The organism is Massilia forsythiae (genome assembly GCF_012849555.1).
Classification (GTDB): Bacteria; Pseudomonadota; Gammaproteobacteria; order Burkholderiales; family Burkholderiaceae_D; genus Telluria; species Telluria forsythiae.
In genome coordinates this window covers 5,736,667-5,748,029 of sequence record NZ_CP051685.1, presented here as the reverse complement: position 1 = coordinate 5,748,029, position 11,363 = coordinate 5,736,667, and the positions used below count along the sequence as shown (strand labels likewise).

Annotated in this window: 11 protein-coding genes; 7 read left to right on the top strand and 4 right to left on the bottom strand. The window is 70.6% G+C overall.

What is annotated here, in order from left to right:
* Window positions 1–9 precede the first annotated feature (9 nt).
* From ureE to arsC, 5 genes are all read left to right on the top strand, one after another.
* Entirely contained in the window at window positions 10–552 is a 543-nt protein-coding gene (ureE, locus tag HH212_RS24055; protein ID WP_170205662.1) for an urease accessory protein UreE, read from the top strand.
* Window positions 549–1,250 (top strand): urease accessory protein UreF, encoded by a 702-nt coding sequence (locus HH212_RS24050; protein ID WP_170204787.1) that lies wholly within the window; start codon window positions 549–551, stop codon window positions 1,248–1,250. The genes ureE and HH212_RS24050 overlap by 4 nt, the downstream gene beginning before the upstream one ends.
* Before the next feature lie 86 nt (window positions 1,251–1,336).
* Complete coding sequence (gene ureG, locus HH212_RS24045; RefSeq protein ID WP_170205661.1) at window positions 1,337–1,972, top strand: urease accessory protein UreG; 636 nt, start codon at window positions 1,337–1,339, stop codon at window positions 1,970–1,972.
* Between the two features lie 22 nt (window positions 1,973–1,994).
* Window positions 1,995–2,597 carry a HupE/UreJ family protein gene (locus tag HH212_RS24040; RefSeq protein ID WP_170204786.1) on the top strand — a complete coding sequence of 201 codons (603 nt, stop codon included), beginning with the start codon at window positions 1,995–1,997 and terminating at the stop codon, window positions 2,595–2,597.
* Window positions 2,598–2,708: 111 nt separating this feature from the next.
* Window positions 2,709–3,056, top strand: a complete 348-nt coding sequence (arsC, locus tag HH212_RS24035) for an arsenate reductase (glutaredoxin) (protein WP_170204785.1) — start codon at window positions 2,709–2,711, stop codon at window positions 3,054–3,056.
* 35 nt (window positions 3,057–3,091) lie between these two features.
* Here the strand turns inward: arsC and HH212_RS24030 are convergent, their stop codons facing one another.
* Window positions 3,092–4,348: a right-handed parallel beta-helix repeat-containing protein gene (locus HH212_RS24030; protein WP_170204784.1), complete on the bottom strand. Its 1,257-nt coding sequence runs from the start codon at window positions 4,346–4,348 to the stop codon at window positions 3,092–3,094.
* A gap of 241 nt (window positions 4,349–4,589) precedes the next feature.
* Between HH212_RS24030 and HH212_RS24025 the strand changes: the two genes are divergently transcribed.
* Window positions 4,590–6,098 (top strand): glycoside hydrolase family 30 protein, encoded by a 1,509-nt coding sequence (locus HH212_RS24025; RefSeq protein WP_211172406.1) that lies wholly within the window; start codon window positions 4,590–4,592, stop codon window positions 6,096–6,098.
* 27 nt (window positions 6,099–6,125) lie between these two features.
* Here the strand turns inward: HH212_RS24025 and HH212_RS24020 are convergent, their stop codons facing one another.
* Genes HH212_RS24020 through HH212_RS24010 form a run of 3 tightly spaced genes read right to left on the bottom strand, consistent with a single transcriptional unit; the run spans window position 6,126 to window position 9,710 of the window.
* Window positions 6,126–7,952: a putative bifunctional diguanylate cyclase/phosphodiesterase gene (locus HH212_RS24020; RefSeq protein ID WP_170204783.1), complete on the bottom strand. Its 1,827-nt coding sequence runs from the start codon at window positions 7,950–7,952 to the stop codon at window positions 6,126–6,128.
* Window positions 7,945–9,321: a sensor domain-containing diguanylate cyclase gene (locus HH212_RS24015; RefSeq protein ID WP_229217441.1), complete on the bottom strand. Its 1,377-nt coding sequence runs from the start codon at window positions 9,319–9,321 to the stop codon at window positions 7,945–7,947. The genes HH212_RS24020 and HH212_RS24015 overlap by 8 nt, the downstream gene beginning before the upstream one ends.
* Complete coding sequence (locus HH212_RS24010) at window positions 9,318–9,710, bottom strand: phosphonate transporter (protein WP_170204782.1); 393 nt, start codon at window positions 9,708–9,710, stop codon at window positions 9,318–9,320. Before HH212_RS24010 ends, HH212_RS24015 begins: the two co-directional genes overlap by 4 nt.
* A gap of 257 nt (window positions 9,711–9,967) precedes the next feature.
* Between HH212_RS24010 and HH212_RS24005 the strand changes: the two genes are divergently transcribed.
* A complete protein-coding gene (locus HH212_RS24005) occupies window positions 9,968–11,353 on the top strand; it encodes an AMP-binding protein (RefSeq protein ID WP_170204781.1) in 1,386 nt (461 codons plus the stop codon).
* Window positions 11,354–11,363: the final 10 nt, after the last annotated feature.

Here is an 11,363-nt window from a genome sequence, read left to right as displayed (position 1 = left end):
ACCATCATGCTGCCTTCCCTGCATACCAAGCTTTCCCCGCAAGACGCCGCCGGCGTGCGCGTCGACGACGAACTGGTGCTGCCCTACGACGCGCGCGAGCGCTGCCGCCTGCGCGCGCGCCTGGCGTCCGGCCGCGAGGCCGCGCTGTTCCTGGTGCGCGGCACCGTGCTGCGCGACGGCGACCTGCTCACCGGCGCCGAAGGCCTGGTGGTGCGCGTGGTCGCCGCCGCCGAGCCGACCTACCTGGTGCGCTGCCCGGACCCGGTGCTGCTGGCGCGCTGCGCCTTCCACCTCGGCAACCGCCACACGCAAGTGCAGGTGGGGCCGGACTGGTTGCGCATCCGCGTCGATCCGGTATTCAGGGAAATGCTGGCCGGGCTGGGCGCGCAGGTGAGCGAGGAGATGGCCAAGTTCGAGCCGGAGCCGGGCGCCTATGCCGCCGGGCACGGTCACGGCCATGGCCACGAGCACGGACACGGGGAGGGCGCGCGCGGCCTGCTGGCGCCGGTGCCGCTGCGCCAGAAGATCCACCGGCCGGGCGACGCCGCATGAATGCCGCCGCCCTGCTGCACCTGCTGCAGTTCGCCAGTCCGGCCCTGCCGATCGGCGGCTACAGCTATTCGCAGGGGCTGGAAGCGGCGATCGAGGGCGGGCTGGTGCACGACGCCGCCAGCGCGCGCGACTGGATGGCGCGCTGCCTGGATGAAGTCATGGCGCACTGGGACGCGCCGCTGCTGTGGCGCCTGCTGAAGGCCTTCGAGGCGCGCGATGCCGCCGCCATCGCACTGTGGAGCGAGTGCTACCTGGCCTCGCGCGATACCGCGGAACTGCGCGCCGAGACGGTGCAGATGGGCTATTCGCTGGCGCGCCTGCTGGCCGAACTCGGCGTGGCCGACGTGGCGCCGCTGGGGGCGGGGCAGGGGACGGGGCAGGGGGCGGCGCAGTTGGCCGATACCTCCTTGCCGGCCGCATTCGCCTGCGCGGTCGACGCGCTCGACATCCCGCACGAGGAAGCGCTGCTGGCGATGCTGTTTTCCTGGCTCGAGAACCAGGTGCTGGTGTGCGTCAAGTCGGTGCCGCTGGGGCAGGTGGCGGGCCAGCGCCTGCTGCTGTCGCTGCGTCCCGACCTGGAACGCGCCGCCGCGCTGGCGCGCACGCTGCCGGACGAGGCGCTGTCAAACTGGTCGCCCGGCCTGTCGATGCTGTCGATGCGCCACGAGGTGCAGCACGGCCGCCTGTACCGCTCCTGATCCGCCCGCATGCAACCGAGATTGACGACACCATGGAACCAACGATGACCAGCCATTTTCATACCGGCGCGGCGCCCGCCGCAGCCATGCCGGCGCCCGCGCCGTCCAATCCGCTGCGCGTCGGCATCGGCGGCCCGGTCGGCTCCGGCAAGACCGCGCTGTGCGAACTGCTGTGCCGCCACATGCGCGAACGCTACGACATGGCCGTGATCACCAACGACATCTACACACGCGAAGACATGGAGATCCTGCTGCGCTCGCAGGCACTGCCGCCCGAGCGCCTGATGGGCGTGGAGACCGGCGGCTGCCCGCACACGGCGATCCGCGAGGACGCCTCGATCAACCTGGAAGCGATCGCGCGCCTGCAGGCCGATTTCCCGGCGCTGGAACTGGTGCTGGTGGAATCCGGCGGCGACAACCTCGCCGCCACCTTCAGCCCGGAACTGTCGGACCTGACGCTGTACGTGATCGACGTCGCCGGCGGCGAAAAGATCCCGCGCAAGGGCGGCCCCGGCATCACCCGCTCGGACCTCCTGATCATCAACAAGACCGACCTGGCGCCGCACGTGGGCGCCGACCTGGACGTGATGGCCAGCGACGCGCGCCGCCAGCGCGGCGCGCGCCCGTTCGTGTTCACCAACCTGCGCAGCGGCGAAGGCGTGCAGGCGGTGGTCGATTTCATCCGCGAACAGGGCCTGCTCGACCAGGGCCGGCCGGCTTGACCATCACCAGGAGAACACAACTATGAAGAATACGAACCGCGGCAACGCACTGCGTGCGGCACCGCTTGTGGCACCGTTTCTGGCAGCGCTGCTGGCGCTGGCCGTGCCGCTGACGGCGGCCGCCCATCCGGGCCATGCGGAGCTGGCGGCGAGCGGCTTCGCGGCCGGCCTGCTGCATCCTCTCACCGGGCTGGACCACCTGCTGGCGCTGCTGGCGGTGGGCCTGTGGAGCGGCTCGTGGCGCGGGCGCCAGCGCCACGCCATGGTGTTGCCGCCATGCTTCCTGGTGCTGATGGCGCTGGGCGCGTCGACCGGCCTGGGCGCGGCGCTACCGGCGCTGGAAACCTCGATCGCCGCCACCGTGCTGCTGCTGGGCGTGCTGGCCGCGAGCGCGCTGCGCGTGCCGGTTGCGCTGGCGGTGGCGCTGGTGAGCGTGTGCGGCTTCCTGCACGGGCTGGCGCACGGCAAGGAACTGGCGGGGATGGCCGGCGGCGCCGGCTTCCTGCTGGCCAGCGCGGCGGTGATGGCGCTGGGCCTGCTGCCGCACTGGAGCCCGCGCCTGCGCCGCCTGGCGGGCGCCGCGATCGGCGCCGCCGGCCTGGTCCTGCTGAGCGGCGTCGCCTGAAGCGCGCCGGGCAGGCCGCGCCGCGTCGTCGAAACGCTGGCAGCCGCACGCCGCTGCCGGTATCATGCGCTGCCGGTATCATGCGCTGCCATTTTCGACTGGGAGCCCACGATGGACGTCACGATCTTTCACAATCCGCGCTGCGGCACGTCGCGCAACACGCTGGCGCTGATCCGCGCCGCCGGCGTCGCGCCGCGCGTGGTCGAGTACCTGGCGACGCCGCCCACGCGCGCCGAACTGGCCGGCCTGGGTGCACGCAGCGGCCTGCCTTTGCGTGACCTGGTGCGCAGCAAGGAAACCCTGTTCGCCGAACTCGGCCTGGACGACCCGGCCGTCGGCGACGCGGCGCTGCTGGAGGCGATGGTGGCCAACCCGATCCTGATCAACCGGCCGCTGGTCGTCACGCCGAAGGGCGTGCGCTTGTGCCGGCCGGCCGAGCTGGTGCACGAGATCCTGTAAGCGCCGGTGCCGGCGCCGACCTCCCGCATGGCCAGCTAGTGCTGCGCCGCGCCGATATCCACCTCCACCGCGTTGGGGCGCGCCTTGCCGTAGAAGTCGGGCTGGTCGGCGCCCAGGTCCAGGCCCTTGCCGATCGCCGGCGAACGCTGTGCCAGGCGGAAGTCCGGCGTGCCGCTGCGCGTGTAGGTGATGAAGTTCGGCGCCGCCGCCACCGTGCCGCTGTGCGACATGCCCTGCGCCAGGCTCCAGTCGCCGCCCGGGTTCTGGAACACCAGATTGTTGCGGTAGCTGTTGTGCGGGCCGGTCGCGCCCAGTTCGGCGATGCCGAAGCGGTTGTCGTAGACGATATTGTTGATCACCTGGGTATGGTCGTTCAAGCCCTTGGTGTGATAGAAGTCGCCGCCGCCGACCAGGATGCCGCGGTTCGAGGCCGTCACCGTGTTGTTGACGATGCTGACGCGGTGCGCGTCGTGCCACAGCAGGATGCCGGCCTCGGCCACGCGGTACACCACGTTGTTGCGGATGGTGCCCGGCGCGTTCATGTAGATGCCGTGCACGTAGCGGCAGTCTGGCGGGCCGATGTCGTGCACGCTGTTGCCGCTCACTTCCGAATGCATGCCTTTGTAGTAGCTGTCGACGCCGATGCCGCCGCCGTCCGAGCTGGTGCAGGCGATGCTGTTGGCGACGTGGTGGACGTGGTTGCCGGTGATGCGGTTGTAGGAACCGCCGCTGTAGATGCCGGTGGTCCATTTCATGCCGGTGCTGGCGGCATTCCCGGCGCCGATGCCGATCTCCATGCCGGTGCCGGACGCCTGGGCGCTGCCGTCGATCTCGAAGCCTTCGATGTCGACGTAGCTGGCGCGGTTGTCCCAGGCGGCGGCGTTGCTCGACAGCGGCGGCGGCACGATGCGCGCGCCCCAGCGCTCGCTCGAGCGGAACACGATGCGCGCGTTCGACAGGCCACTGACGGCGGTGCGGAAGCCGCCGTGGTAGACCCCCGGCAGCACGTTGACGATGGTGCCCGGCTGCACTACCTGGGCGGCGCGCGCCAGCGTGCGCAGCGGCGCGGCGCGGGTGCCGGGATTGCTGTCCAGGCCATCCGGCGCCACGTACAGTTCGGCCGGGACCACCTGCGGGATAACCGTGACCGGGTGGTTGTCCTGGACGCTGCAGGCGGCCAGCAGGGGCAACAGGACCAGCATGGACGGTGGGAGGGCGCCGAACCGGGACCGCGCACGGGTGGCGGCCGGCGCGCGCTGGCGGCGACGATAAAAATTGCGTATTTGAATCATGATCGTGGCATTCTTGACAGGCAACTGCGCAAGTTTGCCGCACGCGCCGCCAGGCAGACCCGGCTGCCTCAATGTCGCGGTTGAGGTCGCGCAAGCCGGGTCTGGCGTGCGCGCGTGCAGCGTGTCCACGATCGGCTGTTTTGACATCTGGAAAATGTGAATGTTATAGTGCAGACACATAAATGGTAACGTTTCCAATCCGATCCGCGACGGATCGGCCTGGAGACCGACAGGAGACAGGATGACGACGAGACGACAGGCGATGCGCGTGCTGGGCAGCGGCGCGCTGATGGGACTTCCGCTGGCGCGCACGGCGCTGGCGGCTGCAGGCGCAGAAGGCCGGCAAGCCGCCGGGCAAGCCGCGTCCACGAAGGCCGCAACGGTTGCGGGTGCCTGGCGCGCCGTCACCAGCGCCCCCGGGGCCGCACGCTTTGCGCCGCAAACCTTGGGCGCGCCGCAGCCGGCCGCGCAGCCGCTGGAAACCGACATCGCCGTGTTCGTCGATACGCGCCACCGCTACCAGGAAGTGTTCGGCTTCGGCGGCGCCATCACCGATGCCGTGGCCGAGGTCTACGCGACACTGCAGCCGGAGGCGCAACGCGCCTTCCTGGGCGCGTATTTCGATCCGCGCGAGGGGATCGGCTACAACGTGGTGCGCACCACCATCCACAGTTCCGACTTCGGCAGCGCGACCTATACCTACGTGCGCGACGGCGACAAGTCGCTGGCCTCGTTCGACATCGGCCACGACATGAAGCTGCGCATCCCGCTGCTGCGCCAGGCGCTGGCCGCCGGCGCCGCGCACGGCAGCCCGGTGCGCGTGTTCGCCAGCCCGTGGAGCGCGCCGGCCTGGATGAAGTCGAACCGCAGCATGCTCGGCGGCAGCAGCCTGCTGCCGGAATACCGCGACACCTGGGCCGCCTACATCGTCAAGTTCGTGCAGGCCTACGAACGGGCCGGCATCCCGCTGTGGGGCCTGTCGGTGCAGAACGAGCCGATGGCCAAGCAGACCTGGGAATCGATGATCTACACGGCCGAGGAAGAGACCCGCTTCCTGGGCGACCACCTGGGCCCGGCGCTGAAGAACGCCGGCCTGGGCGGCAGGAAGATCGTGGTGTGGGACCACAACCGCGACCTGCTGCCGCAGCGCGCCGGCCACATCCTGGCAGACCCCAAGGCGCGCCCGTACGTGTGGGGCGTCGGCTATCACTGGTACGAGACCTGGGCCGGCGGCGCGCCGATGCACCGCAACCTGGCCGCGGTGCACGAGGCCTATCCCGACGTGAACCTGTTGATGACCGAGGGCTGCATCGAACAGTTCGATGCGGCCAGGCTGCAGGACTGGGCCAATGGCGAACGCTACGCCGGCCAGATGATCGCCGACCTGAACGCCGGCGCCTGCGGCTGGATCGACTGGAACATGCTGCTCGACGCGCGCGGCGGCCCCAACCACAAGAACAACTTCTGCTTCGCGCCGCTGCACGCGAGCGCCGACGGGCAGCTGGTGTTCACCCCGATCTACAGCGCCATCGGCCACTTCAGCCGCTACATCCGCCCGCAGGCGCGCCGCATCGGCGCCGCCACCAGCCGCAGCACGCTGGACGCCACCGCCTTCCGCAATGCCGACGGCAGCCTGGCGATCGTGGTGCTGAACAGGACCGACCAGGCGCAGCGCTACCGCCTGCAGGTCGACCGCCTGGAAACCACGGTCGAGATCCCGGCGCGCGCGCTCCAGACTGTCGTTGCTTGATCAATCACAAACCGCCAACGGGCCGCATTACATCGGGTGTGCGTCGAACGCGTGGACGGCGCAGCCGTCCACCCTGCCGGTTTCGGCAATCGCTGGCGCCGGCATGTTGATGCACAGCCAGTCGAGCAGGGCGCCCGAGGTCAGCGGGCGGCTGAACAGGTAGCCTTGTCCCTTGGCGCAGGACAGGGCGCGCACGGCGGCGGCCTGGGCCTCGGTCTCGATGCCTTCGGCCACGGTGCTCATGCCCAGGCTCTGCGCCACCTTGACGGTCGCCTCGATCAGCACGCGGTGGTGGTGGCTGGTGTCGGCCTGGCACACGAACGAGCGGTCGATCTTGACCGTGTCCACCGGCAGCTGGTGCAGGCTCGACAGCGACGAATAGCCGGTGCCGAAATCGTCCAGCGCCAGCGTGATGCCGATCGCCTTGAGTTCGTGCAGGCGCTGCTGCACGTGCTGGTCCTGGGCCGCCAGGCTTTCGGTCACTTCCAGCTGCAATTGCGCCGGCAGCATGGCGTTGTCGATCAGGACCTGGCGCACGGTCGCCGGCCAGCCGGCTTCGGCCAGCTGCGCGCGCGACAGGTTCACCGCCAGCAGGCGCGGCGCGCGCGCGCCCAGCGTGCGCTGCCAGGACTGGAAATCGCGGCAGGCGCGGCGCAGCACGAAATCGCCGAGCGCGCCGATCAAGCCGCATTCCTCGGCCACCTGGATGAATTCGAAGGGCGGCACCACGCCGCGCGCCGGATGCTGCCAGCGCACCAGCGCCTCGACCCCGGCGCCGAAGTCGGTGGCGCCGTCGGGGCCCAGGCCGACCACCGGCTGGTAGACCACGAACAGCTGTTCCTCGACCAGCGCCAGGCGCAGGTCGGCCTCGATGTCGGCGCGGCGGGCGGCGCGCTCGCGCATGGCGTTTTCGAACAGCACGCAGCGGGCGCCGCCGGCGCGCTTGGCTTCGGCCATGGCGATGCTGGCGTCGCGCAGCAGTTCGTCGGCGAAGGCGCCGGCAATGTCGGCCGGGTCCAGATCCTGGCTCCACACCAGGCCGATGCTGAGTGTGCAGATGACGTCCTGGCCGAGCAGCTGGTACGGCTTGGCCAGCGTATCCTGCAAGCGCGCCGCGACGCGCTCGGCGTCCTCGCGGCTGCGCAGGCCGTCGAGGATCACGGCGAATTCGTCGGAACCGATGCGCGCCGCCAGCTGGCCGGTATCCGCGTTGGGCTGGATGCGGTCGGTCGGCGGGCGCAGCGCGGCGCGCAGGCGTTCGCCGACCTGCACCAGCAGGCGGTCGCCGACCGACTGGCCGAGCGCGTCGTTGAGCTGGCGGAAGCGGTCGCAGTTCATCGACAGCAGGGCGAAGCCGCGCGCGCCGCTCGGCCGCGCCAGCATCTGCTGCAGTTGTTCCAGCACCGCCTCGCGGTTGGGCATGCGCGTCAGGGCGTCGGTGCGGGCCGCGTTCTTGAGGCGCCGCGCCAGCCGTTCCTGCTCGCGCTGGACCTCAGCGGTGGCGTCGGTCACGGTCGCCATCAGGCGCGCGCCGTCCAGCTTCAGCACGCTCAGCGACAGCACCTTCGGTCCGTTCGCCATGGCGGCCTCGCCCAGTTCCACGCGCAAGCCTTCGCAGACGACGCCGGAGGGCTGGCCGAAGCTTGATACCAGGTGCGGCAATTGCGGCACCACGTCCTGCAGCACGGTGAACAGGTTGTCCATGCTGCCGTCGTGCACCAGCGGCATGAGCAGGCTGGACGACATGGGGTTGAGCATGTCGACCGTGCCGTCCAGGCCGGTCTGTACCAGGCCGATCGGCGCGCGGTACAGGAACTGCACCAGCGCTTCGTAGGCGTCGAGATTGTCAGACATCGCGGGTTGGCGGTGGGTTGTCGGGATGCGCGGACGGGGGCGGGGTCCAGCACGCGATGCGGTTGCGGCCTTGTTCCTTGGCGGCGTACAGGGCGCGGTCGGCGCGCTTCATGAGCACGTCCAGCTGCAGCTGTTCGCCGTCGCTGGCGGCGATGCCGGCGCTGATCGTCAGTTCGATTGGCACGCCGTCGACGACGATCGGGCGCGCCGCCACCAGCTGGCGCAGGCGCTCGGCGACGATGGCCGCGCCTTCCAGCGTGGACGAGGGCAGCAGCACGGCGAATTCCTCGCCGCCGACGCGCGCCACCACGTCGACCTGGCGGAAAGTCGCCGTCAGCAGCTGGCCCAGGTGGCGCAGCACGGCGTCGCCGGCCGGGTGGCCGTGGCGGTCGTTGACGCGCTTGAAATGGTCGGCGTCCAGCAGGATCAGCGCGGTCGGGCGCGGCGCGCGCCGGTTGCGGTTGAGTTCCAGCTCGGCCGCCTCGAAGAAGGCGCGGCGGTTGCCGACGCCGGTCAGGTGGTCGCAGAACACCGCCTTGTGGCGCTTCTCGATGGCGTCGCGCTTGTCGCTGATGTCGCGCACCACCATGCAGTAGGCGGGGCCGTCGTCGGGCAGGCCGTTCGCGCCGGCTTCGGCGCCGGTGTCGGGATCGCGGTCCGGCAGCGGCGAGATCATGGCGCTCGACCAGAACTGGCTGCCGTCGGCGCGCACGCTCGGGCCTTCCTTCAGGCTCCAGCCGTTCTGGTCGGCTTCGCGCAGGCGGTCGCGCAACTGCTCCGGCGTGGTGGCGTCGTCCGGATAGAACACGGAATACGGACGCCCCACCACGCTCTCGGCGTGGCCGGTGACGCGCTCGATGGTGGTGTTCCATTCGCTGACGCGGCCGTCGCTGTCGAGGCCGACCAGGGCGTAATCGGTGATGCTGGTGAGCAGGGCGTTCAGCCAGGCGTCGTTCTGGCGCAGCTGGCGTTCGCGCCGCACCTGTTCGCTGACGTCGGACAGCACCGCCATCAGGCGCTGGTCGTCCAGCTTCAGCAGGCTGAGCGACAGCACCTGCGGCTTGCGCGCGGCGCGCTGGGAACCGCTGTTGAGGTGGATGTGCAGGCCGTCGCAGATCATCCCGCTCGGACGCGCGAACACGCTGCACAGGTGGCGCAGCTCGGGCGCCACGCTTTCGAGCGCGCCGAACAGGTTGAGCAGGTTGCCGTCGCGCTGCAGCGGCATCAGCAATTGCGCCGAGATCGGGTTGATCATCAGGATCTCGCCGTCGATGCGGGTCTGCACCAGGCCCACCGGGGCCAGGTACAGGAACTGGATCAGCGCCTCGTGTTCGGCCGCCAGGCCGTCCTGCAGGATGTCGTCGATCACGGCCGGCGCTGCACCAGTACGTAGCGCACCGGGCTGCCCGGTTCGGCCAGCAGGCGCAGCGCCACCTTGATCGGGCGCATGCGCAGCGTCAGCACGTAGTCGATGGTATCGTCCAGCGCGGCGGCGTCGTCCTGGGCATCCTCGAAGCGCTGGGCCACCATGAAGTTGTTCAGGCACGGCGCCACGTTGGTGAACAGCGGCTGTCCCACCACGCGCGGGGCGGTCAGGCCTGCGGCCTGGGACTCGGTCTGGTTGTACTGGCAGACGTTGGTGTCGGCGTCGAAGCCGATCACACCGAAGTCGAGGCGGTCGAGCGCTTCCGGGCTCAATCGGGTGAGGTGGGCATGCAGGCCGGGCGTGGCGAAGGACAGGTCGGTGGTCGGGCTCATGGAGGTTCCGGCGAAATCGGGGGCGGATGTTGCAAACAAGAAAGGTATGGTGACATACCGAAATTTAACTGTCAAATCAATCGTGCGATATGTGATATTGCGTAATAAAGAGGAAATAAGCAATGACTCATTCTGTTTGACAGTGGCGCGTAGTACATTCAACATTCACCGCCAAAATTTCCTGCCCCGTTCATGCCATGGCCGATCCGTCCAGCACACAAGCTTTCCCGTTTCCTGATGTCCCCCATCGCGGCGCCATGACAACATGGTGGGCGCACGAACCCACGCTGCGGCGTTTCATCGGCGACCTGCTGGCCGCGGAACTGGCGCAGGCGCGTCCGGGACGGGCCGCGCCGCCGCCGCCATGGCCGCACGGCGTCGACCTGGTGCGCGACCTGGGCGCCGACTCGCTCGACCTGCTGGCCATGGGCAGCGCGCTGGCCGAGGCGCTGCACCTGCACCAACGCGGGCCGGCCGGCGGCGCGCACCCCGGGCCGGCGGACCGGCTGCTGGCGCTGTCCGCCCTGGACGATTGGATCGACGCCGTGCGCACCGGCCTGCGCGCGCAATGGGCCGCCCCGGACGGCGGCGCCGGCAGCGATGCCGATGCGGGCGCGAACGCCGCGGTGCTCACCTTCCGCACCTCCGGCAGCGCCGGCACGCCCAAGCGCTGCACCCACCTGCTGGCCACGCTGGCGCAGGAAACGCTGGCACTGGCGCAGCTGCTGCCCGGACGGCGGCGTATCCTGAGCGCGGTGCCGTCGCACCACATCTACGGCTTCCTGTTCACGGTGCTGCTGCCGCGCCTGCTCGGCATCGAGGATGTGGTCGACCTGCGCTCGGCCACTCCGGACGTGCTGCTGCGCGGGGCGCGCGCCGGCGACCTGGTGGTGGCGCATCCCGGCTGGTGGGACGCGCTGGCGCGCCTTCAGCCGCGCTTCGGCGCCGACGTCGCCGGCGTGACCTCGACCGCGCCCTGTCCGGACGCCCTGGCGGACACGCTGGCCGAGGCCGGCATGCGCCTGCTGCAGGTGTACGGCAGCTCCGAGACCGCCGGCGTCGGCTGGCGCGAGCGGGCCGGCGCACCGTTCACGCTGTTTCCGTACTGGAGCCGGGTCGAGGGCGCGGACGCGCTGGCGCGCCCGCTCCCGGACGGCGGCATGGCCCGCTATCCGCTGCAGGACCGGCTGGACTGGCGCGACGCGGAAGAGGAGGCGGGCCGGGCGCAAGGGCGCGGCGGCGCGCGGGAACAGGCGGGCTCGACGGGGCGCCGCTTCCTGCCCGGCGGCCGCATCGACCAGGCGGTGCAGGTGGGCGGCGTCAACGTGTTTCCCGGCTACGTGGCCGAGGTGCTGCGCATGCATCCGGCGGTGCAGGACGCGTCGGTGCGCCTGATGCGCCCCGACGAAGGCACCCGCCTGAAGGCGTTCGTGGTGCCGCGTGACGGACACCTGCATGCGACCGGCGATGCGGCCGGCGATGCGGATGGCGCGAAGGACGCGGGCGGCCTCGGCGCGGAACTGGCCGCCTGGATCGGCGCGCGCCTGCCGGCGCCGGAACGTCCGGCCGCCTACACCTTCGGCGCGCGCCTGCCGCGCCAGGCCAGCGGCAAGCCGGGCGACTGGATCATCGACGCCGGCTGAGCCGGCGGCG